26 protein-coding genes are annotated in these 26,123 nt (G+C 56.8%); 9 read left to right on the forward strand and 17 right to left on the reverse strand.

All coding sequences use genetic code 11. The annotated features are described in order from the left end of the window. Positions 1-89: 89 nt before the first annotated feature. Positions 90-362, reverse strand: a complete 273-nt coding sequence (locus K5Y33_RS09705; protein ID WP_101763534.1) for a YdgH/BhsA/McbA-like domain containing protein — start codon at positions 360-362, stop codon at positions 90-92. A 244-nt stretch (positions 363-606) separates the two neighbouring features. Here K5Y33_RS09705 and narQ point away from each other — a divergent pair, with 244 nt between their 5' ends. The 3 genes from narQ to acrD all read left to right on the forward strand — a co-directional run bounded on the left by narQ (position 607) and on the right by acrD (position 6,349). Continuing rightward, positions 607-2,295, forward strand: a complete 1,689-nt coding sequence (narQ, locus tag K5Y33_RS09710; RefSeq protein WP_222233785.1) for a nitrate/nitrite two-component system sensor histidine kinase NarQ — start codon at positions 607-609, stop codon at positions 2,293-2,295. 109 nt (positions 2,296-2,404) lie between these two features. Next, positions 2,405-3,037: a response regulator gene (locus K5Y33_RS09715; protein ID WP_101763532.1), complete on the forward strand. Its 633-nt coding sequence runs from the start codon at positions 2,405-2,407 to the stop codon at positions 3,035-3,037. A 195-nt stretch (positions 3,038-3,232) separates the two neighbouring features. Then, the gene (gene acrD, locus K5Y33_RS09720; RefSeq protein ID WP_222233786.1) at positions 3,233-6,349 is read left to right on the forward strand and encodes a multidrug efflux RND transporter permease AcrD; all 3,117 of its coding nucleotides are present in this window, start codon (positions 3,233-3,235) and stop codon (positions 6,347-6,349) included. A gap of 196 nt (positions 6,350-6,545) precedes the next feature. On the opposite strand, the gene ypfM is transcribed toward acrD, so the two are convergent. Next, positions 6,546-6,605 (reverse strand): protein YpfM, encoded by a 60-nt coding sequence (gene ypfM / locus K5Y33_RS23790; RefSeq protein WP_137386901.1) that lies wholly within the window; start codon positions 6,603-6,605, stop codon positions 6,546-6,548. A 404-nt stretch (positions 6,606-7,009) separates the two neighbouring features. Between ypfM and K5Y33_RS09730 the strand changes: the two genes are divergently transcribed. From K5Y33_RS09730 to K5Y33_RS09740, 3 genes are read left to right on the forward strand one after another with little or no spacing between them, the layout of a single operon-like run. Next, a complete protein-coding gene (locus tag K5Y33_RS09730; RefSeq protein WP_222233787.1) occupies positions 7,010-7,378 on the forward strand; it encodes an ArsC family reductase in 369 nt (122 codons plus the stop codon). A 1-nt stretch (position 7,379) separates the two neighbouring features. Continuing rightward, on the forward strand, positions 7,380-8,507 hold the full coding sequence (gene dapE, locus K5Y33_RS09735; RefSeq protein WP_222233788.1) for a succinyl-diaminopimelate desuccinylase: 1,128 nt from the start codon (positions 7,380-7,382) through the stop codon (positions 8,505-8,507). A gap of 18 nt (positions 8,508-8,525) precedes the next feature. Continuing rightward, complete coding sequence (locus tag K5Y33_RS09740; RefSeq protein WP_008108368.1) at positions 8,526-8,714, forward strand: YpfN family protein; 189 nt, start codon at positions 8,526-8,528, stop codon at positions 8,712-8,714. 47 nt (positions 8,715-8,761) lie between these two features. Here K5Y33_RS09740 and ypfH read toward each other — a convergent pair whose 3' ends face one another. The 6 genes from ypfH to dapA all read right to left on the reverse strand — a co-directional run bounded on the left by ypfH (position 8,762) and on the right by dapA (position 15,352). Further along, on the reverse strand, positions 8,762-9,457 hold the full coding sequence (gene ypfH / locus K5Y33_RS09745; protein ID WP_101763528.1) for an esterase: 696 nt from the start codon (positions 9,455-9,457) through the stop codon (positions 8,762-8,764). Positions 9,458-9,530: 73 nt separating this feature from the next. After that, a complete protein-coding gene (locus K5Y33_RS09750) occupies positions 9,531-11,462 on the reverse strand; it encodes a tRNA(Met) cytidine acetyltransferase TmcA (RefSeq protein WP_222233789.1) in 1,932 nt (643 codons plus the stop codon). A gap of 26 nt (positions 11,463-11,488) precedes the next feature. Beyond that, positions 11,489-12,358, reverse strand: a complete 870-nt coding sequence (locus K5Y33_RS09755; protein WP_110866495.1) for a neutral zinc metallopeptidase — start codon at positions 12,356-12,358, stop codon at positions 11,489-11,491. Between the two features lie 214 nt (positions 12,359-12,572). Further along, on the reverse strand, positions 12,573-13,286 hold the full coding sequence (gene purC, locus K5Y33_RS09760; RefSeq protein WP_007884822.1) for a phosphoribosylaminoimidazolesuccinocarboxamide synthase: 714 nt from the start codon (positions 13,284-13,286) through the stop codon (positions 12,573-12,575). 144 nt (positions 13,287-13,430) lie between these two features. Then, complete coding sequence (bamC, locus tag K5Y33_RS09765; RefSeq protein WP_101763526.1) at positions 13,431-14,459, reverse strand: outer membrane protein assembly factor BamC; 1,029 nt, start codon at positions 14,457-14,459, stop codon at positions 13,431-13,433. A 14-nt stretch (positions 14,460-14,473) separates the two neighbouring features. Further along, positions 14,474-15,352 carry a 4-hydroxy-tetrahydrodipicolinate synthase gene (gene dapA, locus K5Y33_RS09770; protein ID WP_101763525.1) on the reverse strand — a complete coding sequence of 293 codons (879 nt, stop codon included), beginning with the start codon at positions 15,350-15,352 and terminating at the stop codon, positions 14,474-14,476. 143 nt (positions 15,353-15,495) lie between these two features. On the opposite strand from dapA, the gene K5Y33_RS09775 reads away from it, so the two are divergent. Continuing rightward, entirely contained in the window at positions 15,496-16,062 is a 567-nt protein-coding gene (locus K5Y33_RS09775) for a glycine cleavage system transcriptional repressor (RefSeq protein WP_101763524.1), read from the forward strand. Between the two features lie 140 nt (positions 16,063-16,202). Then, positions 16,203-16,670: a thioredoxin-dependent thiol peroxidase gene (bcp, locus tag K5Y33_RS09780; protein WP_101763523.1), complete on the forward strand. Its 468-nt coding sequence runs from the start codon at positions 16,203-16,205 to the stop codon at positions 16,668-16,670. 32 nt (positions 16,671-16,702) lie between these two features. Here the strand turns inward: bcp and K5Y33_RS09785 are convergent, their stop codons facing one another. From K5Y33_RS09785 to K5Y33_RS09825, 9 genes are all read right to left on the reverse strand, one after another. Continuing rightward, positions 16,703-18,295: a sensor domain-containing diguanylate cyclase gene (locus K5Y33_RS09785; protein ID WP_101763522.1), complete on the reverse strand. Its 1,593-nt coding sequence runs from the start codon at positions 18,293-18,295 to the stop codon at positions 16,703-16,705. Positions 18,296-18,460: 165 nt separating this feature from the next. Next, positions 18,461-19,291 (reverse strand): phosphodiesterase, encoded by an 831-nt coding sequence (locus K5Y33_RS09790; protein WP_222233790.1) that lies wholly within the window; start codon positions 19,289-19,291, stop codon positions 18,461-18,463. Positions 19,292-19,444: 153 nt separating this feature from the next. Then, complete coding sequence (locus K5Y33_RS09795) at positions 19,445-20,428, reverse strand: ABC transporter ATP-binding protein (protein WP_192233045.1); 984 nt, start codon at positions 20,426-20,428, stop codon at positions 19,445-19,447. After that, positions 20,425-21,237, reverse strand: coding sequence for an ABC transporter permease (locus K5Y33_RS09800; RefSeq protein ID WP_192233043.1), 813 nt, complete (start codon positions 21,235-21,237; stop codon positions 20,425-20,427). Before K5Y33_RS09800 ends, K5Y33_RS09795 begins: the two co-directional genes overlap by 4 nt. Further along, complete coding sequence (locus K5Y33_RS09805) at positions 21,234-22,097, reverse strand: ABC transporter permease (RefSeq protein ID WP_192233041.1); 864 nt, start codon at positions 22,095-22,097, stop codon at positions 21,234-21,236. The genes K5Y33_RS09800 and K5Y33_RS09805 overlap by 4 nt, the downstream gene beginning before the upstream one ends. Continuing rightward, positions 22,097-23,110, reverse strand: coding sequence for an ABC transporter substrate-binding protein (locus K5Y33_RS09810; RefSeq protein ID WP_192233039.1), 1,014 nt, complete (start codon positions 23,108-23,110; stop codon positions 22,097-22,099). The genes K5Y33_RS09805 and K5Y33_RS09810 overlap by 1 nt, the downstream gene beginning before the upstream one ends. Further along, positions 23,107-24,132, reverse strand: a complete 1,026-nt coding sequence (locus K5Y33_RS09815; protein ID WP_192233037.1) for a substrate-binding domain-containing protein — start codon at positions 24,130-24,132, stop codon at positions 23,107-23,109. Before K5Y33_RS09815 ends, K5Y33_RS09810 begins: the two co-directional genes overlap by 4 nt. Positions 24,133-24,258: 126 nt before the next feature. Next, a complete protein-coding gene (locus tag K5Y33_RS09820) occupies positions 24,259-24,867 on the reverse strand; it encodes a DsrE family protein (protein WP_137386267.1) in 609 nt (202 codons plus the stop codon). A 23-nt stretch (positions 24,868-24,890) separates the two neighbouring features. Next, entirely contained in the window at positions 24,891-25,496 is a 606-nt protein-coding gene (locus K5Y33_RS09825) for a DsrE family protein (protein WP_101763514.1), read from the reverse strand. 309 nt (positions 25,497-25,805) lie between these two features. On the opposite strand from K5Y33_RS09825, the gene K5Y33_RS09830 reads away from it, so the two are divergent. Further along, positions 25,806-26,078: a hypothetical protein gene (locus K5Y33_RS09830; RefSeq protein ID WP_192233033.1), complete on the forward strand. Its 273-nt coding sequence runs from the start codon at positions 25,806-25,808 to the stop codon at positions 26,076-26,078. The last annotated feature ends 45 nt before the right edge of the window (positions 26,079-26,123 follow it).

The raw sequence follows: 26,123 nt of genomic DNA on the forward strand, positions 1-26,123 counted from the left end.
AATTGTAATAATCCGTCGCGGTGCACAAAAAAACCGGCCAGAGGGCTGACCGGTAAAGGGATGGCTACAGGGATAACTACTGGAGGGAATTAACGATAAATCTCTGCGGTGCCGCTCCACAGGCTGGAGTCGCCCGGAGTTTGTACACCAATAACACGATAGCCGCTGGCACCTTCCTCTTGCGCTTTTTGCGACAGATGGCGCGTTGCGTCATCCAGCGAGCCGCGTACGCCGCTGATGGAAACGGTGCCCGCGCTTTGCAGGTTTTGCGCTTGCGTGGCGCTTACGGGCTGGGCCGCCAGCGTCGAGAAACTTGCGGTGGCAAGCAGTGCAGCAGTCAGAACGGCATAACGTCTCTTCATGTGATGCTCCTGTTGTCTTCCGTTAAGGGTTAAGCGTTACAGGACTTATTATCACGCAGGGAATGAAAACCAGGTTGAGCAAGCCGTAAAGCCGTTTAATAATTCGCCAGCTTAGCGCGGGTTATTTAGAGAAAGGTAAAGAGAAAGGGTTTTCTCTGTTAAAAGTAACCTGATGTGACGAGATCTCACTCGCCGTCACCGCACGGCTGCCCTATAATCCCCCGCTCTTACAAGGGTTATTACTGTGATTGTGAAACGTCCCGTTACTCGTACCATTGCGCGCGCACTCAGCGTGATTGTGCTGCTGTCGCTGTTGACCACCGGGCTGGCGCTGATGACGCTCTCCAGCAGCCTGCGCGATGCCGAAGCGGTGAATGTCGCCGGATCGCTGCGCATGCAGATATATCGTCTGGCGTGGGACAGCACGCGCGATCCGCAGCAATTGGATCATCACATCCAACTCTACCGGCAAACGCTGGAATCCCCGGCGCTGCAGCATCTGGAGCGCGCGTGGGTACCGCTTGAAGTGAGTAGCCGCTATCGCTATCTGCGTCACAGCTGGCCGATGCTGCAGGAAACGTTGCAGCCCAGGCGAGCACAAATCTACCAGCAGCGTGTCGCGGGCTACGTCAGCGAGATCGACCGCTTCGTGCTGGCATTACAGCATTATGCTGAACTGAAGATGCATCTGGTGGCCGCCAGCAGCCTGTTCGGTTTTCTGGCGATTGTGGCGCTGGCGTTGTGGACGATTCGCTTTATCCGCCGCAACGTGGTGCGACCGCTCAACGCGCTGGTGACCGCCAGCCAATATGTTGAGCAGGCGAATTTCGCTTTTCCGCCGCTGCCGGTGCAACAGCCGAATGAACTGGGCGTGCTGGCGCAGGCTTTTACTACCATGGCCGAACGGCTGCATTCGCACTATCGCCTGCTGGAGTGCGCGGTGCGTGATAAAACCGAAGATCTCACCCAGGCCAATCGCACACTTTCTCTACTGTATGAAAGCTCACAAATTCTCACCAGCAGCCCACCCAATCCCGAACTGTTTCAGGGATTGCTGCGTCTGGTACAGCGCCGTGAAGCGCTGACGGTGCTGAAAATTGTCAGCGAAGGGATTGAGTTTCAGGCCGGTGTGGCGGCGGATGAGGTGAGCTGGCAGCATTTGCCGTTGATGCAGGAAGAGCAGCGGCTGGGCGAACTGTGCTGGCAAACCCACCGCGCACCGCCCGCCGACGAACTGATGCAGAGCCTGGCGAACATGCTGGCGCGCGCACTGTGGATTTGGCAGACGCAAAAGCAGTATCAGCAGATGCTATTAATAGAAGAGCGCGCCACCATTGCGCGGGAATTGCACGATTCGCTGGCGCAGTCGCTCTCTTTCCTGCGCATCCAGCTGGCGCTGCTGCGACGCAATGTCGATGGGTCGCAACCGCAGGCGCTGGCGATTATCGCTGATTTTGATCGCGCGCTGGCCGAAGCCTATCAGCAGCTGCGCGAACTGCTGACCACCTTCCGTCTGACCATCGAACAGGCTGATTTGGTGCAGGCGATGCAGGCGATGATTGCGCCGCTGCAGGAGCAATCGCAGGCGGCAATCGACTTCGATTATCAGCCCGGCTTGCAGATGCTGGATGCGCAGCAGCAAGTGCATGTGCTGCAGATTGCGCGCGAAGCGCTGCTCAACGCGATTCGCCATGCGCAGGCGCACAATATTCAGATTCACTATCAGCGTGTCGCTGATGAGGACCACTTACTGACCATCGAAGACGATGGCTGCGGCATCAGCAGCCTCGAAGAGCCGCCAGGACATTATGGTCTCACCATCATGGCGGAGCGCGCCGCGCGATTATCCGGCACGCTGATGATCACCCCGCAGGCGCAAGGCACGCGCGTCACGCTGCGTTTTCCACCGCGCCCGACGCACCGGTTGAGCTGACAGATTATAGAGCGCACCTGCTGTAGCGGCGCGATTCATCGCGCAATAAACTGCGCCGCTACGGCAGATGCGTTAATGAAAAAAAGTTGCCTTTGATACTGGAGATATTATGGCTAACCCTTCCCTGACTATTATGATCGTTGACGATCATCCACTGATGCGCCGTGGTATTCGCCAGTTGCTGGCGCTGGAGCCCCGGCTAGACGTGGTAGCGGAAGCCAATAATGGCACTGAAGCGCTGGCCGAAGCACGCCGTTTGTCGCCGGATGTCATTCTGCTGGATCTCAACATGAAAGGCATGTCCGGGCTGGACACGCTGAAAGCGCTGCGTAACGAAGGCATCGCCGCACGGATTCTGGTGCTGACGGTTTCCGATGCGCGCAGTGATATTTATGCGATGGTGGATGCTGGTGCCGATGGCTATCTGCTCAAGGACAGCGAACCCGAACTACTGCTGGCGCAAGTGATGCGCGGCGCTAAAGGTGAAAACGTGTTTAGCGAGGTGGTGGCCGATTATCTGGCGACGCGCCAGCCGACGACAAATCCGTTCAAACAGCTCACCGAACGCGAACTGGATGTGCTGCAGGAAGTGGCGCGTGGCTTATCGAATAAGGAAATTGCTGCCACCTTGCATATCTCCGAAGAGACGGTAAAAGTGCACATTCGCAACTTGCTGCGTAAGCTGGATGTCCGTTCGCGCGTTGCCGCTACGGTACTGTGGCTCGAAAGCCGACATCTGTAGTCGCGCACAAAAAACCGTCACTATATTTACACTTTCTCCATAATTTACTCACGATTCTCTAATTTGTGCCGCGTAGAGTGTCTGCAGCAGGAGTCTTTCGAGAGAGCAGTTTGCACTCCGCCAGCGTGACGCCGTCCGCGCATCGCGCTCATCATAATAAAAGTAAAAAATACGCAGTTGAGGAGTGTCGGTTTCATGTCGAATTTCTTTATCGACCGGCCCATTTTTGCCTGGGTTCTGTCTATTCTGCTCTGCCTGTGCGGTACGTTGGCGATCGTCTCGCTACCGGTTGAGCAATATCCCGACCTCGCGCCGCCTAACGTGCGTATCACCGCCAACTATCCCGGCGCATCCGCGGAAACGCTGGAAAACACCGTTACGCAAGTTATCGAACAGAACATGACCGGCATCGATAATTTGATGTACATGTCCTCCAACAGCAGCAACACCGGCCAGGCCCAGATCACCCTCACCTTTACCGCTGGCACCAACCCCGACGAAGCGCGCCAGCAGGTGCAAAACCAATTGCAAAGTGCGCTGCGTAAATTGCCTGCGGCGGTACAGTCACAAGGTGTGACGGTGAATAAAACCGGTGACAGCAATATCCTGATGATTGCCTTCGTCTCTACCGACGGAAGCATGGACAAACAGGATATTTCAGATTACGTCGCCAGTAACATTCAGGATCCGCTCAGCCGTGTTGATGGCGTCGGCCAGGTGGATGCTTACGGCTCGCAATATGCGATGCGTATCTGGCTCGATCCCAACAAGCTGATTGCCTACGCGCTGACCACCGAAGACGTGGTGAGCGCGATTGAATCGCAAAATGCGCAGGTAGCGGTGGGTCAGGTAGGCGGATTGCCGTCGGTGGACAAGCAAGCGCTCAACGCCACGGTGAATGCGCAGTCGATGCTGCAAACCCCGGCGCAGTTCAAAGCAGTGACGCTGAAAACCAACAGCGACGGCTCGGTGGTGACGCTCGGCGATGTGGCGGATGTGGCGATGGGCGCGGAAAAATATGACTTCCTCAGCCGCTACAATGGTCAGGCGGCATCGGGGCTCGGCATTAAGCTGGCTTCCGGCGCCAATGAGATGAACACCGACAAACTGGTGCGTGAGCGTATTGCTGAGCTGTCGCACTACTTCCCGCACGGGCTGGAAGCCAAAGTCGCTTACGAAACCACGCCGTTCGTTAAGGCCTCGATTAAAGACGTGGTGAAGACCCTGCTGGAAGCGATCCTGCTGGTGTTCCTTGTGATGTATCTGTTCCTGCAAAACTTTCGTGCCACGCTAATTCCAACTATCGCCGTGCCGGTGGTGCTGCTCGGCACCTTTGCGGTGCTCTACGCCTTCGGCTACAGCATCAACACCCTGACGATGTTCGCCATGGTGCTCGCCATCGGCTTGCTGGTGGATGACGCTATCGTGGTGGTGGAAAACGTCGAGCGCATCATGAGCGAGGAAGGTCTGTCGCCGCGCGCCGCTACGCGTAAATCGATGGGCCAGATTCAGGGCGCGCTGGTCGGCATTGCGCTGGTGCTGTCGGCGGTGTTTGTGCCGATGGCGTTCTTCGGCGGCACCGTCGGCGCCATCTATCGCCAGTTTTCAATCACTATCGTTTCGGCGATGGTGCTGTCGGTATTGGTGGCGATGATTCTGACGCCCGCGCTCTGTTCCACGCTGCTGAAACCGCTGGAGCAAGGCCATTATCACGGTCGTCGTGGCTTCTTCGGCTGGTTTAACCGCACCTTCAACGCCAGCGCGGAACGTTACGAGCGCGGCGTCGCCAAAATTCTGCGTAAAGGCGGCCGCTGGCTGCTGCTCTATCTGGCGATTATCGGCGTGATGGCGTTCCTGTTTATTCGTCTGCCCACCTCGTTCCTGCCGCTGGAAGATCGCGGCGTGTTCCTGACGCAGGTGCAATTGCCGGCCGGTTCGACGCTGCAACAAACCTCGAACGTGGTGGCGAAGGTCGAGAATTATTATATGACCCAGGAGAAAGACAATGTGGTTTCGGTGTTCTCCACCATCGGAGCGGGTCCTGGCGGTAACGGTCAAAACGTCGCGCGCCTGTTCGTTCGCTTGAAAGATTGGGAGGAGCGTCCGGGCAGCGATCGCACCTCTTTCGCCATCATCGAGCGTGCGACAAAAGCCTTCCACAAGATCAACGAAGCGCGCGTTATCGCCAGCAGCCCGCCCGCGATTACCGGCATGGGCAGTTCGTCGGGCTTCGATATGGAGTTGCAGGATCACGGTGGCATCGGCCACACGCGACTAATGGCAATGCGCGATAAGTTACTGGAGATGGCTGACAGCAATCCGGCGCTGTCGCGGGTACGTCACAACGGCCTCGACGACAGTCCGCAGTTGCAGATTGATGTCGACCAGCGCAAAGCGCAGGCGCTTGGTGTGTCGCTGGACACCATCAATGACACCTTAACCACCGCGTGGGGCTCAACCTACGTTAATGACTTCCTCGATCGCGGTCGCGTGAAGAAAGTCTACGTGCAGGCGGCGGCAGAGTTCCGCATGCTGCCGGAAGACGTGAATAAGTGGTATGTGCGTAACAACAGCGGCAGCATGGTGCCCTTCTCCGCCTTCGCCACCAGCCATTGGCAAACCGGTTCACCGCGTCTGGAGCGCTACAACGGTTACTCTGCGCTGGAGATTGTCGGTGAAGCGGCGAACGGCGTCAGCAGCGGTACCGCGATGGACGAGATGGAGAAACTGGTTGGGCAGCTGCCGCTGGGCGTAGGCTTCCAGTGGACCGGCGCCTCCTATCAGGAGCGCTTATCCGGTTCGCAGGCGCCGGCGCTGTATGCGATTTCGCTGCTAGTGGTATTCCTGTGTCTGGCGGCGTTGTATGAGAGCTGGTCAATTCCATTCTCAGTGATGCTGGTGGTGCCGCTCGGCGTGGTGGGCGCGCTGGTGGCAACCTGGATGCGCGGGCTGGAGAACGATGTCTATTTCCAGGCGGGCTTGCTCACGGTGATTGGCTTGTCGGCGAAGAATGCCATTTTGATTGTCGAGTTCGCCAATGAGATCAACAGTAAAGGCCGCGAGCTGATGGAGTCGACGCTGGAAGCCTCGCGTCAGCGTCTGCGCCCGATTCTGATGACTTCGCTGGCGTTTATCTTCGGCGTGCTGCCGATGGCCATTAGCAGCGGTGCCGGTTCCGGCAGCCAGCACGCGGTGGGTACCGGCGTGATGGGCGGGATGATTTCTGCCACCGTGCTGGCGATTTTCTTTGTGCCGCTGTTCTTTGTGGTGGTACGCCGCCGCTTCCCGCTAAAAGAGAAGCCACACGATTGAGCATGCTATTGCGCCGCTAAGGCTTGTGCGGACATCAGGTTCCGCGCATATCAAGTGCACACACTTGTCGCGGCGTGATTCATCGCGCGCGGTTAAATGAATAAAAAAGCCGCCATGAACATCCATGGCGGCTTTATTGTTGTGTGTGGTAAGAATTACAGCAAGTTGGGAAGTGCCATGCTTTTCTCTTCACGCGTTACTTACGTAACATCGCTTCGATGAATTCTTTCCAGTTTCCCATTTCGGTGTCGACCATAAAACCCTCTCTTATTGTAGCGGCAATTCTACGCCGTTTTTTTCTGGTGGTGAATACGTTTCCACCTGTTATCACTATCGGCAAAAGCGTAGAAAAGCTTCAATCTTTTGAAATTGCGTACTGACGCACATTTCAGCAACTCTATAATGCGGCAGGAAAAATGGCTGACTTAAATCGGGTAGCAGAAATCTGCGTTTAGGATAATCCTTAGTAGCTTAATGATGTCGCAGGCAATTATTAAGTGCGTAAGTGAAAGCGCTTCCTGGCCCTAAGTAATAAAATTTATAACGGCTTAAGGGTCATGAAAAATGGGTGAATAAGGCCGGCTTTCACCGTCAGCGCTCACAGCCCTTAGAGCGCTGTGGTAAACTCGCGCTTTATTTTTTACTCAACGGGAATAAGCGATGACAGCGCAGTGGGTGATGTACGGAATTAAAAATTGCGACACGATTAAAAAAGCACGCAACTATTTGGCGTCTTCCGGTATCAACTACTGTTTTCACGACTATCGCGTGGAGGGCATTGACGACGCGCTGCTGCAATCGTTTATCGATCAACTCGGTTATGAGGCGCTGCTGAATACGCGCGGTACCACCTGGCGCAAGCTGCCGGAAGCCGAACGCGACGCGGTAAACGATGCCGCCAGCGCCAAAGCGGTGATGCTGGCGCAGCCTGCCATCATCAAGCGTCCGGTGTTAGCCGCGCCGAATGGCGATCTGCTGGTCGGCTTCAAAGATTCCCTTTATTCCGCCTTTATCCAGGAGAAGTCATAACATGTTCTGTCCGGTTATTGAGCTGGCTCAGCAGCTTATCCGTCGCCCGTCACTCAGCCCGGATGATGCCGGTTGTCAGGCGCTGCTGATTACGCGTCTGGAAGCCATTGGCTTCACGGTTGAGCCAATGCACATTGGCGATACGCTGAACTTTTGGGCAACGCGCGGCCAGGGCGAAACGCTGGCGTTTGCCGGTCATACCGATGTGGTGCCGCCGGGCGACGCCAACCGCTGGATCAGCCCGCCGTTTGAACCCAGCATCCGCGACGGCATGCTTTTTGGCCGCGGTGCCGCCGATATGAAAGGTTCGCTGGCGGCGATGGTGGTGGCAGCGGAACGCTTTGTGGCCGCTAATCCGCAGCATAAAGGTCGTCTGGCGTTTCTGATTACCTCCGATGAAGAAGCCAGCGCGGTTAACGGAACGGTGAAAGTGGTTGAGCGCTTGATGGCGCGCAACGAACGCATGGATTATTGCCTGGTCGGCGAACCGTCGAGCACCGAGATTGTGGGTGACGTGGTGAAGAATGGCCGTCGCGGCTCGATGACCGCGAATCTCACCCTTCACGGCGTGCAGGGTCACGTAGCCTATCCGCATCTGGCGGATAATCCGGTGCATCGCGCCATGCCGGCGCTGAATGAGCTGGTAGAAACCGTGTGGGATGAAGGCAACGAATTCTTCCCGCCGACCAGCATGCAGATCGCCAACGTGCAGGCCGGAACCGGCAGCAACAACGTAATTCCTGGCGAATTCTTTGTGCAGTTCAACTTCCGTTTCAGCACGCAGTTGACCGATCAGATGATTAAAGATCGCGTGGCGGAGCTGCTCGATCGTCATCAGCTGCGCTATACGCTGGAGTGGAATGTTTCCGGCCAGCCATTCCTGACATCACGCGGTAAGCTGGTGGATGCCGTGGTGAACGCTGTGGCGCACTATAATGAAATTAAGCCGCAGTTGCTGACTACCGGCGGCACCTCCGATGGGCGCTTCATTGCGCGCATGGGTGCGCAGGTGGTGGAACTGGGCCCGGTGAACGCCACCATTCATAAGATCAATGAGTGCGTGAAAGCGTCAGATTTGCAGATGCTGAGCCGTATGTATCAGCGCATCATGGAACAGCTGATCGCCTAAGCGCGAAGGAGAAAGGGGATGGAATTCTTTAAAGAGTACTGGTGGATCCTGGTGATCCTGCTGATGGTTGGTATTTTGATGAACGTTTACAAAGACCTAAAACGTATCGACCATAAAAAATTCATGGACAACAAACCGACGTTACCGCCGCATCGTGATTTCAACGATAAATGGGATGACGAGGACGACTGGCCGAAAAAGAAATAATCGTCATATCGCAAACGGCGCGATAACTCGCGCCGTTATGCATCCTGCTACATCATCATCACCACATCATCATCGCCCGGCTTCGCACCGCTCAGCGCCTCATCGAAGTAACGACGCGGCACGGTATAACGCAGATGATTCAGCGCCAGCTCCATGCTGCGATCGTTAATCGCGTGCGGTAAATCTTCCACCACATCCAGCGTGACATCGCCGCCCAACGAAATCAGACGTTGCTTCGCCTCTTCGGCGTGCTGCAGCGGGATCTGTTCGTCGTAATCGCCATGAATCAGATGAATGGTGTTACGCGTGCTGGCCCGCAACGGCAGCGTGGCATAGCGGCCGCTAAACACAATCGCGCGTCCCGCCAAATCCGGCTGCGCTTTCATGCCTTCCAGCACCATGATGCCGCCCTGGGAAAAGCCCACCAGCGCCGTGGCTTCGGCACGCACGCCGCTCTCTTGCTGCCAGTGACGCACCGATGCCACGAACTCTGGCATGATCGCATCCACGCCCTGCTGTTCCGAACGATCGTGCGGCGGAATATCGGCAAACCACTGACGTCCTTGCGGCACGCTGCCCGCGTAAGGTGCGCCGACCGACACCACCAGCGCTTGCGGGAACGCTTTCGCGAACCAGCTACCAATCTGCGCCATCGAATCCGGGTTGTCGTTGATGCCGTGATACAGCAGAAACAGCTGTGCTGCACTGCTGGGTTGCTGAACAATTACATATCGTAGTGCCATAAGATCCTCCTCAAATCACTATACGCCGCTGCTGGCACAGAGATATCGGGAAAATTTGAACGAGATAATGGATTTATTGCAATGAACGCAGCCGCTGCGCCGCGTCGGGATTGAGGCGAATCAGTGCTGCGCCAGCTTCCGATCGCAGCTGGTATATCAAGGCTTTACGCCCGCTGAGACCGGCATGTTGCGCGGCATCGGTTAGCGTCTGTTTTTGCAGCAGGATGGCATTCAACAACGGTGAAGGAGACTGGCGCACCAGCCGCTGTAGCGCCGCGTAGCTGGCTTCGAACGGGCGCTGCGCCCAGGCAAAGCCGGCCAGCAGCGCCCAGTCATCCTCGTTTAGCTGCTGGCTGGCATCGCTTACCAGCGTTAACGGTAAATCTATAATCGCTTGCAGCCACGGCCAATCACGCGCCAGGCGCTGCGCTGCCTGCTGTTGTAGCGCTTCACCTGCCGCAGAGATTGCCAGCAGCGCCATCGCGGCATAGCAGCCGCTGCTGGCTTCGCGCTGCGAGCCAATCCGCACCAGCGTAAAACCGCAGGCGCGCCAGAAGCGCCACAAAGATTCGGTGTAGCCAAAACTCACCGAGAGATAATCACAATTCTGCGCCTGCTGTCGTGCGGTGGCCACCAGCGCTTTGCCGATCCCACGCTGACGCTGTAACGCCTGCACCGCAATCCGGCTAATGCGCAGTGAGCGCAGCGTTGCCGCCTGCGCGAAACCGGCATGGGCCGCCAGCGATTGCGCCACCAGATTGCCACGCGGCCGACGATGACCGGCCCACACCGCGTCAGCCAATGGTTGATCCAATCCGCCCTCTTCCACCAGCCACAACGCGCCGGTTACCTGTTCGGCTGCACCCGCCAACCAAAAACGCATGCCGGGCGCATCCAGCATGCGCCGCAAATCCAGTGGCGAGGTGCGATAGTGCGCGCTGGCAAGCAGGCGATAGCCCGCTTCCAGCGCCGTTATGTTGTGTTCCGGCGTTGCCGGATAAATCGCGATCTCACCGCTTGCGCGGCTCTCCTGCGCCTCTTCAAACAGCAATGCCTGGCTGAGCCATTGCTCCAGCGGATCGTTCGGCGACCAGCGCAACGGCTCGTCGAGCTGGAAGAGGCGCACATCCGGCAAGGTGGCGCAGAAGCGCAGCATAAAGCCGCGTCCGGTGCCTTCGTAACCTTGCACGGTGGTGATAAGTAGCACGCGCGGGAAACGTTGCACCAGCTGTTGCAGGATGGGCGCGGGAATGGCGGCCGCTTCATCGACAATCAGCCACTGCGCCTGAGGCGTCGCTTCCTGCGCGAGAACGGCATCGGGAGCCATGAAACTGAAATGCTCACCAGCGAATTCTGCCAGCACCGCCGTGGAGACTTTGGCCGGCGCCGTGACTAAACAGTGTTGATTGCGCTGCGCCAGCATGCCGGCCAACGCCGATTTGCCGCGACCGCGCGCGGCGGTGATCACTGCCACGCCCGGCGGCATCGCTTCAAGCTGTTCAAGGATTTGCATCTGCTGCTGCGGCGCCTGACAGCGCCAGTTGGGCAGATGCGTTTCCACAGGATAACGCACCGCTTGATGCTGACATTGCAACATCACCTGCGCGTCTTGCCGCATCAGCGATTGCAGATGGTGGATAAAGTGCGGCGTGGCGATCGGTTCAGCGACATCCGCCCAGCGCAGGCTGTCGGCATCGGTCTGCCTGGGCCAGCTTTCCCAATCAGGCGTTAACAGCAATAACCAGCTGCCCGCGCGTAAGGTTCCAGCCAGTGCTGCAAAAGCTTCGGCGTGAAAACCGCGGCGGGCATCAAATATCGCATGCTGGAATTCACGCCCCAGCAAGGTGCGTAAAGCCGCGGGCGCAACGGCGTGCGAGAAATCGGTGCTGTCGCTCACCGTCAGCCAGTCGCCGGGCAGCGCGGTGTGCCAACCTGTGGCCTGCTGCTGCGCCCACTCCGCATCACCCGCTATCACGCAAAGGCGGCGAATGCCTGCACGCTGCATCGCCGCCGTTTGTTCAACCAGGAAGATCACTTGCTAGCGAAGGTGTTGCACTGGCCAGGATCGCCGCTATCGAAACCGCGTTTCAGCCAGGTGTAACGCTGCTGAGAGGTGCCATGGGTGAAGCTATCCGGCACTACGCGGCCCTGACCTTTCTGCTGCAGACGATCGTCGCCAATCGCTTCAGCCGCGTTGAGTGCTTCCTGCAGATCGCCCACTTCCAGAACGTTTTGCTGCTCCATGTAATGGCCCCAAACGCCGGCGAAGCAATCCGCCTGCAGCTCCATTTTCACCGACAGCTGATTCGCCTGCGCCTGGCTCGCGCCCTGCTGCATCTGACGCACTTTTGGCTCAATGCCCAGCAGCTTTTGTACGTGATGCCCCACTTCATGCGCAATCACATAGCCTTGCGCAAAGTCGCCACCGGCGCCGAGTTTGGTTTTCATGTCATCGTAGAATGACAAATCGATATACACAGTTTGATCGGCAGGACAGTAAAACGGCCCCATCGCCGATTGGCCAGTGCCGCAGTTGGTGCGCGTTGCCCCGCGATACATCACCAGCTTCGGCGGCACATACTGTTTGTTCATCTGCTGGAACAGCTTGCTCCAGGTATCTTCGGTGGTCGCCAAAATCACCGAAGTGAATTTGGCATCTTCGTTGCTCTGTGCGGTGTTTACCTGACGCTGCTGCGACGTTGGCGCGACACTGCCGCCGCCTTCCAATAACGCGGTGAGGTCGTAGCCGTAATAGCCGGCAACAGCGACCACCACCAGCAAGATAAGGCCGCCTTTGCCGCGTGGAATGCGGATTTGCCGTCCCCCGCCGCCGCCAAGGCCAGGTGAATCATTGCGTCGATCTTCTACATTGTCGCTTTCACGACGCCCTTGCCAGCGCATGGTCTAACTCCTTTAAACATGTTTGGCATGATTTTAGTTGGCGGCAGCGGTAAGCACCAGTGTTGTAGTGACAGCACGGTAAGAATGAGAGAAATGGTGTGATAAAGGAGGAAGGAATTTGTAGCGGCGCGATTTATCGCGCAATGTCTGGAAGGTGCACCGACCGTAAAAGAGCGCGATAAATCGCGCCGCTACGGGCCGGTGCAAATAGGACTTAATCCAGCTTCACACCCAAACGCTGTGCAACTTCTTCGTAAGCTTCAACCAGGCCGCCAAGGCTCTGACGGAAACGGTCTTTGTCCATTTTATCCATGGTGTTTTTGTCCCACAGACGCGCGCCATCTGGCGAGAACTCATCACCCAGCACCACTTCGCCGTTGAACAGACCAAACTCCAGCTTGAAGTCGACCAGGATCAAACCTGCGTCATCAAACAGTTTACTCAGCACATCATTGGCTTTGAAGGTCAGCTCTTGCATGCGTGCCAGATTCGCTTTGCTCACCCAGCCGAAGGTTTCGCAATAGGATTCGTTGACCATCGGGTCGTGTTTGGCGTCATCTTTCAGGAAGAGATCAAACAGCGGTGGATTGAGCACAATGCCCTCTTCCACACCCAGACGTTTTACCAGCGATCCTGCCGCTCGGTTGCGCACCACGCACTCCACCGGCACCATCTCCAGCTTTTTCACCAGCGCTTCATTATCCGACAGCAGCGCTTCCATCTGGGTCGGAATGCCCGCTTCCTGCAATTTGGTCATGATGAAATGGTTAAACTTGTTGTTTACCATTCCTTTGCGATCAAACTGCTCGATTCGTGCACCGTCTCCTGCTGACGTATCGTTGCGGAATTCAAGTACCAGCAGATCCGGATTATCGGTGCTGTATACGGTTTTCGCTTTACCGCGATACAACTCAGCTCGCTTTTGCATCTTGTTAACTCCAAACATGAAAGAACCCGTGTTCAGCGGTGTTTCACCGCGCGCCGATTGCGTGACGCAATCGTTTACTTCGCCGGGCGCTATTATGCCAAATCCAAAACAAAAAGGCCGGAGAATCTCCGGCCCTTTGGCAATTTATTTCAGCGCGCCTTGAATCACCTGCACCAGCGCGTCGTTCTGCGCCTGGGTTAGCACGTGACCTTTCGGATCGATGAACTGCAGACTGCTGCGGTTATCCAGATCGCCAACCTGCAACTTGTAATCGCCGTTGGGCAGTTCTGGATCTTTGGCGCCAATCTGATCCCAAACGCCGCTGCCCGGCTGTTTGTAGGTCACTTTCAGGCTGCCCTGCGAACGGTTGTCATCTGTGATTTCCATGCCCACGCGTTTCAACGCCGCTGGCAAACGCTGCCAGGTGACGTTAAACGGTGCGCGCAGAATCAACAGCGGTAAACCGGTGTCATCCGCGCCGCTCTGCACATCAATCTGTCCGGTGGCACGGTTGGCCGCCGCATCCTGGCTGGCAGAATCCACTTTATCCAGACCGGTGCTGATGTCGTTCAACATCTGGCCGGTATAGCGTTGAATCTGTGCCGGAGAAGTAACGGCTTGACCAGACTGCTGCAGTTCCAGCAAACGTACGGTCAGCACTTGCTGATAGCTCTGATTCTGCACGCTGATCTGATAGCGACCGCGATACTGGTTATCTTCGTCAGCACGGTTCCACTGCACCCAATCGGTGGTCAGCTGTTGCGAAGCGTCATCACGCTGGGCAATCGGGAACTTGTAAGACTGAATCACACCCACAACCTGCGACCAGATAGAACCGCGGCTGCTTTCCACGGCCAGCACGCCCGTGTTACCGGTGAACTGCGCACGCGTGCCGTTCAGCAGCGCCAGCGGCTGGGCTGGCGGACGAATATCCAGCTCTTTGCCAACCGCGCCTTTCGCCACGCTGTGCGGAACATCGTAATCGCCATTCTGCAACGGCAGAATCATGCCCGCTGGGGCTTTTAAATCATGCAGCTCAGGCGCCTGCAGGTAAGATTCATCCCCGCTGACCTGGCGCTTATAACGCTGATCGTTGGAACACGCTGTGAGCAGCATCAGGGTGGAAAGGCCCACTACCGTTGCCAGCGTCGAGCGCTTAACTGAATAACTCATTGATTCTCCCTAAATTATCGCAGACCTGCTTTAATCAGCGCTTGCGCCGTTTTCGTCTGACCGGCTTCGGTCAGTGGCGTCATTGGCAAGCGCAGCGTGTCATCCGCGATTAATCCTAGCTGTTTTGCTGCCCATTTCACCGGGATTGGATTGGGTTCACAGAAAAGCGTCTGGTGCAGGTGCATCAGACGCTGATTCAGGCGACGCGCTTCGGCGAATTTGCCCTGTTGCGCTAAGGCACAGAGTTCAACCATTTCACGCGCTGCAATGTTAGCCGTGACCGAAATTACGCCTTTGCCGCCCAGTTGCATGGAGTCCAGCGCCGTAGCGTCATCGCCGCTGACGATGATGAACTCATCATTAACCAGCTCTTGGATCTGTGAGACACGCGATAAGTTCCCGGTGGCCTCTTTGATTCCGATAATATTTTTAATTTCGGCCAGACGCGCGACGGTTTCCGGCAGCATGTCGCAACCGGTACGCGAAGGAACGTTATACAGCATCTGCGGCAGATCGGTACTTTCCGCAATAGCTTTAAAGTGCTGGAACAGACCTTCCTGCGTCGGACGGTTGTAATAAGGCGTGACCGTTAAACAGCCCACCACACCGCTGCCGGTAAAGCGTTTGGTCAGAGAGATGCCTTCAGCCGTGGCATTTGCGCCGGTGCCGGCGATAACCGGAATACGGCCATCCGCCAGTTCCAGGGTTTGCATAACCACATCACCGTGCTCGTCATGGCTGAGCGTGGCTGATTCGCCGGTGGTGCCAACAGAAACAATCGCCGCGGTGCCGCTGGCAACATGATAATCAATCAGTTTTTTCAAACTTTCGCGGCAGACATTACCTTTTTCATTCATTGGCGTAATGAGCGCAACAATACTTCCGGTGAACATGGGCTATCCCCTCGACAAACAAGTGCCTCATGTTACGTTTTACATTGAAAGAAAAGCAAGCGAGCCACGCCATTCCCGCGCTTGTCAGCAGTTTTTTTTATGTTTACCTTATAGTTATTAGCGAACGTACAGGAAATGCCATTTTGTCGCAGTCACAGCCTCACCATCTGGTGATCACCGCATTGGGCGTTGATCGTCCGGGTATCGTCAATACCATCACCCGTCACGTTAGCAGCTGCGGCTGCAATATCGAGGACAGCCGTTTAGCGATGCTGGGCGATGAGTTCACTTTTATCATGCTGCTGTCCGGTAGCTGGAACGCGATCACCCTGATTGAATCAACGCTGCCGATGAAAGGTGCCGAGCTGGAGTTGCTGATTGTAATGAAGCGTACCAATGCGCGCGCCACGCCACCGATGCCCGCCACCGTATGGGTGCAAATCGAAGTGCCGGATTCACCGCATATCATTGAGCGCTTCACCGATCTGTTCGATAAACATCAGATGAATATTGCCGAACTGGTGTCCAGAATTAAACCGGCGCAGGATGGCGTGGCACCGACGCTCTATATTCAAATAACGGCGCACAGCCCGGCCAATCAATTCAGTGCGCCCATCGAGCAGGCTTTCAATCAGCTGTGCGAAGAACTGCATGCACAAGGCTCAATTCGTCTTTATAGTGTCACCGACGATGCTAATAGCACCGTTTAATCAGGCTCCGGGTTATTTCGCCACACACTCTGCCGCTGCGGCAAACCGTGTGGTGAAATAACCCTGACGGTAAACACCACCTGGCACTTTTGCTCTTGATGGTGTATTACCCACAGCATGTAAAAAAATGGAGAGTTGTGATGAATCCACTGAAAGCCGGTGATACCGCACCGAAATTTAGTTTGCCCGATCAGGACGGCGAACAAGTAAATTTGGCCGACTTCCAGGGACAGCGCGTTCTGGTCTATTTCTATCCGAAAGCCATGACGCCGGGTTGCACCGTGCAGGCTTGCGGTCTGCGCGACAACATGGATGAGTTGAAAACTGAAGGCGTTGTTGTGCTGGGTATCAGCACCGACAAAGCGGAGAAGCTGTCACGCTTTGCCGATAAAGAGCTGCTGAACTTCACGCTGTTATCGGATGAAGATCATCAGGTGTGCGAGCAGTTTGGCGTCTGGGGCGAGAAAACCTTTATGGGCAAAACCTATGACGGCATTCACCGCATCAGCTTCCTGATTGATGCCAACGGCAAAGTTGAGAAAGTGTTCGACGATTTCAAAACCTCCAATCACCACGACATCGTGCTGGATTATCTGAAGTCAGCCTGAGATAAACGGGTGCGCAGGCCGCACCCGGAGCGTTAATGCGTAATGCTGCTGACCAATGCATCCTGACCGGAGATCATCACGCAGTTGCGTCCGGCATTTTTCGCCTGATAAAGCGCGGCATCGGCCTGCTTGAGGCTCTGCTCCTGCGAACCACTTTCCGGCTGCCAGTCGGCAATGCCCACCGACAGCGTGACATTGCCAACCTGATCAATCCAGTTTTCTGCAATGCTGATGCGCACGCGCTCGGCCAGAATGCGTGCGTCTTCCACCGACGTCGCAGGCAGCAACATCAGGAACTCTTCCCCGCCGTTACGGCACACCACATCGGTTTGACGGGCGCTGCTGCGTAAGGTTCGCGCCACATGTTTAATCACCTCATCGCCGACATCATGACCGAAGGTATCGTTGACCCGTTTGAAATGATCGATATCCAGCGCCAGCACCGAGAACGGTTGGCGCATGGTGGCGAAGTAGTCGAGCACCGCGCTCAGGCCTCGACGGTTAAGCAGATTGGTCATGGGATCGCTCTGCACTTCCGATTTCAGGCGACCAATCTTATCCTGCACTAAACCAATACCGGTGAGCAGCGCGCGTTTGACCTGCGCCGCTTCGAAATACCAGGCGCGAATGCCGCCAATCTCGTTCGACACGCCCTGGGAATCCATCTGGCTGGCTTTGCGCGCCAGTTGCCACAGCGGCAGCGCAATCAGACGCGCCAGAATCACCGCCACCAGCAAGGTCAGCAGCGCAAATGGCACCGAGTTTTTCAACACTTTCAGCAGCAAGCCGGTGAGCGGCGCCAGCGTCACATCGGTGGGTTTCAACGCCACCACCATCCAGCCGGTGGTGGGTACGATGGCGTAACCGGCCAGCTTAGGCACGTTCTCTTCCGTCAGTTGCACTTCACCGTTGGTTTTCTCCTCGCGTTGGCGATCGCTAACGATGCCCGGCACGCTTTTACCAATCAGCTGGGTATTCTGGTGGTACAGCACCTGATTATTGCGATCCAGCACGTAAACATGCGTGCCATCGCGATAGAACTGCTCGCCGAGCAGCGCGTTGAGGATGCTTTTCTTCTTCAGATAGATGGTGCCGCCGACGTAGCCAAGGTAACGTCCGTCTTTGCTCCAGATCGGCCAGGAGACAAACACAATCAGATTATTGGCGGCGGAGATGCTGGGTTTGCTGACCATCGGCTGACGCTGCGCCAGCGCTTCACGCGAAGCCTGGCTGGTGAGCTGCATGCCTTTCAGCATCAGCGATTCGGGTGAAATGGCTTTCACGATGCCGTTGCTGTCCACCACCGCCACCGAGTTAAAGCTATTAGTTTGCTCACGCAGGCGATTGACTTCCTGCTGCGCCAAATCGGCATCATCAAAATCATTGCCCAGCTGCGTCGCGCTGTAGTGCAGCTGCGACTGAGCCAGCTGAAAGAAGACCTCCGTCGTCGCCGCCAGTTTAGTGGCGTAAGCGCGATTGGCTTCGAGGGTGCTTTCGATCAGGACCATACGTTGTACGCGCCAGGTGGCGTACAGCGTGTTGGCAAGTGTGATGACGATGCTGGTGATCGCCAACAGCGCGATCAGCGTGCGCAGGTCAGTTTTTGGCCGCAGGCGCGTTAGCATAGCGCAACGACCTTAGTGAATAGATTCATCGATATGTGTGCCTGACAGTCTTGTTATAGTTGGATGCACTTGCCCTGGTGAGCTAACGGGCGATTGTACACCCACAACGCAAATTGAGCACGAAGCATCCTGTCAGCCACACACAATTCTTTCTCTACGCTGGCGCTAATCGATCAAACCGTTGGCATCGTAAAACGGCCACGGACCGGGATAATCGCCGATAGCACACAAATGCGTGCTCATGCCCTGCTGCGCATGCCAGCGATGCAGCAGAAAACCGGGCGGCTCCAGCACAAAATTCGCCGGTGCATTTTCCGCGAGATCAAACGCCACCTGATGCGATACACCCGGCGCCACGCACGCCAGCGTACCGGCAAAGCGCGCCTGCACCGAGCGGTGCAGATGGCCGCTCAGCACGCGTTCCACCTGTGGATGGCGCTGAATAATCGCCGCCAGCGCCGCCGGATTGCGCAGCGGCTGGTTATCCATATGTTCGATGCCGCAAAGAAACGGCGGATGATGCAGCATCACCAGCGTCGGCAACTGCGGCTGGCGCTGCAACTGCTCATCAAGCCAGCGCAACTGCGCTTCATCCACATAGCCCCACGGCTGCTGTGGCACGCTGGAATCGAGCGCCAGCAGCTGCACGCCTTTCACCTGCATCTGCCAGTTCAGGGTTGCTCCGTGCTGCAGATAGTAATGATCCGGAAACGCCGCACGCAGCGCCTGGCGATCGTCGTGGTTGCCCGGCATCAGCAGAAACGGCAGCTGCAGTTGGCGCAGCGCCTGCTTTAACGTTTGATACTCTGCCGCGGTGCCGAAATCGACCAGATCGCCGGTAATCACCACCATGTCGGGGCGCGACGCAAGGCGGTTTAGCGTCTCAATCACCCGCAGTAGCGCGGCTTGAGTGTCGACTTTTTTGTAGGATAAACGGCCGTTGGCCTTAATGTGTAAATCGCTGATTTGCGCGATGAGCGTCAATGTTTCAGACACAATAAAGTTTCTCCGGCTGCAAAAATTGCAGCGTAATATTTGTCAACCACGGCTATCACAACGCTTACGGTTCGTAGCGGCGCAATTTATTGCGCGATGAATCGCGCCGCTACGAATTGTGCGGCAATTGATTCCAGCGCTGAGTCAATGACATTAAGAAAACTGCAGCGCGGCGTCCTGCGCCAGCGTCCAGCTCACCGCTTGTCCGGCATGCCAGGCTTCACGCGCGTGGCGATCCACCTGAATGGGCGTCGCCAGCCCGATGTCGATCATCAACCGCTGCGACGCGCCCAGAAAGGTGCTGGCAACAATAAAACCCTGGCGCGGATAACGCTCATCGCTGGCCAGCAGTACATCTTCCGGGCGGCAAAAGCGCTGCGGATGGCCGCGTGTATCCACATCTACGCAGTTAATCGCGCCCACAAAATCGGCGACAAATTTTGACGCCGGATGCTGATAAATTTTCTGCGGCGTATCGATCTGCACCAAACGTCCCTGCTCCATCACCGCAATACGGTCGCCGAGCGCCATCGCTTCCTGCTGATCGTGCGTTACGTAAACGGCGGTGATCGCCAGCTTCTTCAGTAGCGCGCCGATCTCCAGACGCAGACGATCGCGCAGGCGCGCATCCAGCGCCGCCAGCGGCTCATCAAACAGCAGCACTTTGGGCTGCGCGGCTAACGCGCGCGCCAGCGCCACACGCTGCTTCTGGCCGCCGGAGAGTTTGTCGATGCTACGCTGCGCCAGCGCGGTGAGATCCACCAGCGCCAGCATCTCCTGTACGCGCGCTTCCCGTTCGGCACGCGCCACGCCCTGCACTTTCAGGCCGTACGCTACGTTCCCGGCCACATTGAGATTCGGGAACAGCGCGTAGTTCTGGAACACCATGCCGACGTTGCGTTTTTCAATCGGTAAAGCGGTAACGTTGCGATCGTCAAACCACACTTCGCCGCCGACATCGCAGCTCTCCAGCCCGCTGATAATGCGCAGCGTAGTGGTTTTGCCGCAGCCGGACGGCCCCAGCAGCACCAGCGTTTCGCCGGCATGCACCGTGAGATCAAGCGGTTGCAGCGCCTGATGATGATTAAAGTGACGTGCGCAGCCGCGCAGCGTCACGGTAACGGCCGCAGGGTTCATGCTACCTCCTTGTGTTGGCGCGAAACCGCGCGGTTAAGCCAGTGATTCACGGCATTGAGCATCAGCAGCAGCGGCAGAATCATCAGAATGAAAATCAGCGTGTAGGCGGAGCCCACTTCCAGCCGCATTGAGGCATAGCTGTCGGCAAGGCCAACCGGCAAGGTTTTGGTCAGCGGCGTGTGCAGCATCCATGTAATGTTGAATTCACCCACCGACAGCGTGATCACCATAAACGCGCCAGCAAGAATGCCGTTGCGGCAGTTTGGCACCACCACGGTAAAGAAGCGCTGCCACAAGCTGGCACCGAGGCTGGCCGAGGCTTCTTCCAGGCGCGGCATATCCACCGCCTGCATCACCGCCAGCACTGGCCGCATCATAAACGGCAAGGTAAACAGCACGTGACCAATCAGGATGAACAGCCAGCTATCACGCAAGCCGGAAAACTGGCCGTAGAGCAGAATGATGCCGAGCGCGGTTGCCAGACCGGGCAGCGCCACCGGCAGCATCAAGCACTCTTCAATACGCGCCGCCCAGCGGCCCGGCGCTTTCAGCAATCCCCACGCAGCGGGAACGCCAATCACCAAGGTAACCAGCAGGCAGAACAGCGCGACCAGCAGCGACAGCCAGAAAGTATCGGCGTACATCTGCCACACTTGCTCCACCCACTTCAGCGTGAAGCCGCTGCGCAGGCCGATGAAATAGTTATTGGTGACGCCCGCCAGCATCGACAGCACCACCGGCACGATCATAAACAGCGCGGTGATGGCGGTGATCAGCAGTTGCAGGCTAAACAGTCCACGACGTTTCATGATTGCGCCTCCTTAGCCTGCGCCAGACGGCGCGCCAGCATCAGCGCCAGCCAGGCGAATCCGCCCATCAACACTGACAGCGCGGCGGCGGTGGCGAAGTTGGCGTAGTTGGTGAACTCGCCGTAAATGGTCAGTGGTAGCACCGCCAAATCGGTGCCGAGCGTAAAGGCGGTGCCAAAAGCGCCCATGCTGGTAGCGAAGCACAGCGCGCCGGTAGAGAGCAGCGCCGGTTGCAGGCCGGGCACAATCACGTCCCAGGTGATGCGCCACTGGCTGGCACCGAGCGAACGCGCTGCTTCTTCCAGCGAGCGATCGAGTTTTTCACTGGCTGCTACCAGCGTGAGGATGGCGCGCGGCAGTGAGAAATAGAGGTAACCGATAAACAGGCCCGCCAGCGAATAGGCCAACGTCCAGCGTTCATGCAGCAAACTCATGCTGATTTGCGCCAGCAATCCCTGACGTCCAGCCAGCATCACCACCAGAAAACCCACCACCACGCCGGGAAACGCCAGCGGAAAGGTCAGCAACGCCAGCAAGGTGCCGCGCCCGGCAAAGCGCTGGCGTGCCAGAAAGCAGCCGACGATAGCGGCGATGAGTAACGTCACCAGCGTCACCGCCAGCGACAGCAGCACGGTGTTCAGCAGGCTCAGCAGATAGTGCGGCTGCGTGATCACCGTCCAGTAACCGCTGTGCTGGGTGCTGCGATCGTTCTGCATGCCGATTTGCAGCAGGCGGGCAAACGGCAGCAGCCAGAAAGCGCAAAAGAACAGCAGCGCGGGCAGCGTCAGCCACAACCAGCGGCTGCCCGGTTGCGTCGGTATCTGGCGGCGCGAGGCCGCCAGCGTGTCAGCCATCGACATTAACGCATCTCGCTCAGGTATGTCGCCGAGAAGGCCTTCTGCGCATCGGCCATCTGCTGATAGTTCACGGTTTGCGCACGCGCATAGTCGCTGTCTGGCAGGAAGAATTTCTTAGCGTCAGCGGACATCGCCGAGGTGCGTACCGGACGCAGGAAGGCATTAGCCCAAATCGCCTGACCTTTATCCGACAATACGTAGTCGATCACTTTCTTGCCGTTGTCTGCGTGCGGCGCGTTCTTCACCAGGCTGATGACGTACGGCACCGTAACCGTGCCCTCTTTCGGGATCACAAAGGCGACATTGGCGTGATCTTTATATTTGGCGCGGTAGGCGTTGAAGTCGTAGTCGAGCAGGATCGGAATCTCACCGGAGATCAGGCGCGCGTAGGCGGTCTGCTTCGGTACGATCGGCTGGTTAGCCTGGAGTTTTTTGAACCATGTCAGCGCGGGTGTGAAGTCCTGCATGTTGCCGCCCTTCGCCTGGTTGACCGCCACGGCCGCCACGTAACCGACAAAGGCGCTAGCCGGATCGAGGTAGCCGATCATGCCTTTGTATTCAGGCTTCAGCAGATCGTCCCAGGATTGCGGCACCGGCGCGCCGCCCAGCGCATCAAGGTTAACCATAAAGCCCATGGTGCCGGAGTGCAGCGCCACCCATTTGCCGTCGGGATCTTTCATTCCCGCTGGGATCTCGTCCCAATGCGCGGGCTTATAGGCGCTGATGACACCGGCGCTATCCGCCTGGATGCCAAAACTGACGCCGTAATACACCACATCTGCCACCGGATTGCCCTGCTCCGCCACCAGCTGCGCCAGCGCCTGGCCGGAGTTTTTATTGTCCTGCGGCACCTGAATGCCAGTGTCTTTAGCAATAGCGTTAAGCTGGGTTCCCCAGTCCGCCCATTCGGGAGGACAGTTGTAGCAAATCGCCGTATCGGCGGCCTGCGCCAGCGAACTGAACAGCGAACCGGCGGACAGTGCGAGCGCCCCGGCAATCATTGTGACTTTTTTCATGATGGTTCCCTGATATTGGCAATGGAAGAAAAAGAGGTTGCTGGCGCGGCGATACTGGCGCCGAGCCTTAATCGATGTGGCAGCACGCGCGTGCCGCGGCTGGCTTGTTGTAACAGCATGTCGATCGCCCCGGCGCCGAGCATGTCAGCTGGCTGGCTTACGCTCGCCAGCGACGGCGCGATCTGCTCGCCGATATCGATGCCATCAAAACCCATCACCGACAGCTGCTGCGGAATGCGCACTCCGGCGCGCGCCGCAGCACCAATCAGGCTGATGGCGAGCAGATCGTTGGTGCAGATCACCGCGCTGAGCGGCGTGTCGCCACTCAGCTGCGGCTGCAGCAGCGCGAAATCAGATTGGGTATGGCTGGGCATTTCGAGTACCGGCAGCGCGCGCAATCCGGCCTGCTGCATGGCATCGCAATAGCCCTGATAGCGCAGACGGGCGCGATCCGATTGCAGCATAGGACCGGCCACCATACCGATGTGGCGATGTCCGAGCTGCAGCAGATGTTCGGTGGCTTGCTGCATCGCCTGGCGGTTATCGACGCAAATCGCGGGCCAGTGCGTGGCTTGCGGCACGTTATGCGTCAGGACAAACGGCATGCTGGCTTGATGCAGCGTATGCAGGATGGCGCTGTTGTCGGCGTCGGCGACGGTAAGAACCAAACCGGCAACGCGCTGGTTCAGCATGTGCTCCACCATCGCCGCTTCCCGCTCGGGCTGATAATCGCTGGTTGCCACCAGCAGACCGTAACCGGCGGCACGCGCCTGACGCTCCATCGCTTGCAGTTGACGGGCGAAGATCGGATTCAGCAGCGACGGCAGCAGCACGCCGAAGGTGGTTGAACTTTGGGTACGCAGTTGGCGGGCAATGTGATTGGGGCGAAAGCCGAGCTGCTCAGAGGCGCTCAACACCTTTTCCAGCGTGTCAGCCCGCAGCAGATGCGGATCAGAGAATGCGCGGGCGGCGGTAGCGCGAGAAACGCCAGCCAGTTTGGCCACGCTGATTAAATCGGACATGTTCGCCTCGTAAAGTGCCAATGAGATCGATCTCATTGGCGCTTAAAGTAGCGGCGAACTGTGACAGCAACATCGCGGATAAATGACAGCGGGATGACAGCAGCGCGAACTGCTGTCAGGCAGAAATCAGAGCATCAGGAAGGCGTAACCTTCGTTCTGCAGCGACGCCACGGTGGTGCCGCTCGACAGCGTGTGGGTGACGCGCGTATCGATCCAGTTGCGCTCCAGCTGATGGAAAGCCACCGACTGATCGCAAATGGTCACCTTCACGCCAGCTTTTTTCAACTCATCAATCAGCTTGAGATTGGGGTTATCGGTGCCGTAGGTTTTGCGGAATTGCTCATTATTCAACGCCGCAGGAACCGCATCGCTGTTAATCGACACCACAAATTTCAGCTGATCGAGCGGTACGCCCGCCGCGTAATAGAGGTTGGTGACGCGTGCCACGCGCTCCAGCCCAAGGTTCGGCTGACGCACATCGCCTTCATTACGGTTGATCTGGAAGACGATTTTATTGCTCAACCCTGGCGTGGTGGCCGGATTGTAGTCCGGCACATTCACAAAGTGGATTTTGCCGTAACCGTCGATCGCCGGCGTGCTCCAGAAATCAGCCGGTTCACTTTTCTTGTCAGCAAATTTGTCGCTAACCTTGTCGACCAAATCGGGGAGCTGTAATACATTGCCGCCGACAAACCCTGCCAGAGCCGCAATAACGATATAGGATGCTGGACGCATTTCACTTCTCCTGTGCCTGAAATTTACATCTGTAAGAGTGCATAACCCTGATTTTCCAGCGTCGACACGGTCGTCGGGCTGGAGAGTGCATGAATCACCGATGGGTCAATCCACTCTCTCGGGAAGTGATGGAACGCCACCGACTGATCGCATACGGAAACCTTCACGCCCAACTTATTCAGTGCGCCGATCAGCGCCAGATTGGGGTTGTCCGCTTGGTAGAACTGCTGGAAATGTGCGTTATCCAGCATCGCTGGCGTGGCATCACCGGTGACCGATACCACAAAGTGCAGGTCGTCAGCGGGCACGCCCGAAGCGATATAGAGATTGACCACGCGCGCTACGCGCTCCAATCCAAGATTTGGGCGCGTCATCTCCCCTTCACTGCGGGTAATTTGAAACACCACTTTGTTGCTTAAACCGACCACCGGTTTGAAAGCCGCATCCGGTTCGTAATGGATTTTGCCGTAGCCGTCGACGGCGGGCGTGCTCCAGAAGCCGTCGGGATCGGCGGGTGCAGAGGAGAAATGGCTGACAACACGCTGATACAGGTCATCACCTTTACTCACGGTGGCGCCAACAAAGCCACCGACAATTGCGATAAGGGCGTATGAAACTACAGAACGCATAAAAACTCTCCGGCTTACACTGCGCGTCAATTCACAGTCCGTTTGAATAAAGTGCCTTATCTATACCACAGCGTGAGCAAGGCAAAAGTCCTGTAGTGACGGGCTGTCCGACGTTTTCATTGCGTGAAAAATAATTAGCAAGGTTAATTGAAAAAGGGTTTCGATTGTCGCTTTGGCAGGAGTTGAGAAATGCGTGGCCGTGAAATTGTTATCCTAATACAGGGGGAATAAGTTTACGTGCGTTTAAAATCCGTCCGATGATAACTGTGTAGCATGCTCTGCGCGTCGCCTTCACGATTAAAAACGCTGATGGATAAAGCGGGCCAACACCGCTCATTTGCCGCCGCTTTTCAGAGTAAACCTGGAAAAGTTCATGCCAAATTCAATAATTTTGAGCAACTTTACGTAACTTTAACTTTTACGAGTGAAGAAGCCTGTTTAAATCGCGGCGTGCTATTCAATTTTTTGCTGCAATTTCGTCATGCTGTAACCCTTTTTTCATTTAAAGCGCATGAATCTTCATCGTTTGCTTGTCGCCGCAGTCTGGTTAAGATAGAGCGCGTTCCGCAAAGGGAAAAATAGTGCAGAACATTTGAACCACTTACCTGTCCAATTTCGGGTGACTTT

It is taken from the genome of Pantoea sp. DY-17, assembly GCF_019795975.1.
In the GTDB taxonomy this organism is placed as follows: Bacteria; Pseudomonadota; Gammaproteobacteria; order Enterobacterales; family Enterobacteriaceae; genus Pantoea; species Pantoea leporis.

What these genes read in the sequence shown, in the direction of transcription:
- K5Y33_RS09815 (WP_192233037.1), bottom strand. Translation starts at nt 24,132, where the DNA reads ATGTCCGATTTAATCAGCGTGGCCAAACTGGCTGGCGTTTCTCGCGCT.
- K5Y33_RS09820 (WP_137386267.1), bottom strand. Translation starts at nt 24,867, where the DNA reads ATGCGTCCAGCATCCTATATCGTTATTGCGGCTCTGGCAGGGTTTGTC.
- bcp (WP_101763523.1), top strand. Translation starts at nt 16,203, where the DNA reads ATGAATCCACTGAAAGCCGGTGATACCGCACCGAAATTTAGTTTGCCC.
- dapE (WP_222233788.1), top strand. Translation starts at nt 7,380, where the DNA reads ATGTTCTGTCCGGTTATTGAGCTGGCTCAGCAGCTTATCCGTCGCCCG.
- K5Y33_RS09705 (WP_101763534.1), bottom strand. Translation starts at nt 362, where the DNA reads ATGAAGAGACGTTATGCCGTTCTGACTGCTGCACTGCTTGCCACCGCA.
- acrD (WP_222233786.1), top strand. Translation starts at nt 3,233, where the DNA reads ATGTCGAATTTCTTTATCGACCGGCCCATTTTTGCCTGGGTTCTGTCT.
- K5Y33_RS09755 (WP_110866495.1), bottom strand. Translation starts at nt 12,358, where the DNA reads ATGCGCTGGCAAGGGCGTCGTGAAAGCGACAATGTAGAAGATCGACGC.
- K5Y33_RS09750 (WP_222233789.1), bottom strand. Translation starts at nt 11,462, where the DNA reads ATGCAGCGTGCAGGCATTCGCCGCCTTTGCGTGATAGCGGGTGATGCG.
- K5Y33_RS09830 (WP_192233033.1), top strand. Translation starts at nt 25,806, where the DNA reads ATGGATAAAGCGGGCCAACACCGCTCATTTGCCGCCGCTTTTCAGAGT.
- K5Y33_RS09740 (WP_008108368.1), top strand. Translation starts at nt 8,526, where the DNA reads ATGGAATTCTTTAAAGAGTACTGGTGGATCCTGGTGATCCTGCTGATG.
- K5Y33_RS09805 (WP_192233041.1), bottom strand. Translation starts at nt 22,097, where the DNA reads ATGTCGATGGCTGACACGCTGGCGGCCTCGCGCCGCCAGATACCGACG.
- dapA (WP_101763525.1), bottom strand. Translation starts at nt 15,352, where the DNA reads ATGTTCACCGGAAGTATTGTTGCGCTCATTACGCCAATGAATGAAAAA.
- ypfH (WP_101763528.1), bottom strand. Translation starts at nt 9,457, where the DNA reads ATGGCACTACGATATGTAATTGTTCAGCAACCCAGCAGTGCAGCACAG.
- K5Y33_RS09795 (WP_192233045.1), bottom strand. Translation starts at nt 20,428, where the DNA reads ATGAACCCTGCGGCCGTTACCGTGACGCTGCGCGGCTGCGCACGTCAC.
- K5Y33_RS09730 (WP_222233787.1), top strand. Translation starts at nt 7,010, where the DNA reads ATGACAGCGCAGTGGGTGATGTACGGAATTAAAAATTGCGACACGATT.
- purC (WP_007884822.1), bottom strand. Translation starts at nt 13,286, where the DNA reads ATGCAAAAGCGAGCTGAGTTGTATCGCGGTAAAGCGAAAACCGTATAC.
- K5Y33_RS09825 (WP_101763514.1), bottom strand. Translation starts at nt 25,496, where the DNA reads ATGCGTTCTGTAGTTTCATACGCCCTTATCGCAATTGTCGGTGGCTTT.
- K5Y33_RS09715 (WP_101763532.1), top strand. Translation starts at nt 2,405, where the DNA reads ATGGCTAACCCTTCCCTGACTATTATGATCGTTGACGATCATCCACTG.
- bamC (WP_101763526.1), bottom strand. Translation starts at nt 14,459, where the DNA reads ATGAGTTATTCAGTTAAGCGCTCGACGCTGGCAACGGTAGTGGGCCTT.
- K5Y33_RS09810 (WP_192233039.1), bottom strand. Translation starts at nt 23,110, where the DNA reads ATGAAAAAAGTCACAATGATTGCCGGGGCGCTCGCACTGTCCGCCGGT.
- K5Y33_RS09785 (WP_101763522.1), bottom strand. Translation starts at nt 18,295, where the DNA reads ATGCTAACGCGCCTGCGGCCAAAAACTGACCTGCGCACGCTGATCGCG.
- K5Y33_RS09800 (WP_192233043.1), bottom strand. Translation starts at nt 21,237, where the DNA reads ATGAAACGTCGTGGACTGTTTAGCCTGCAACTGCTGATCACCGCCATC.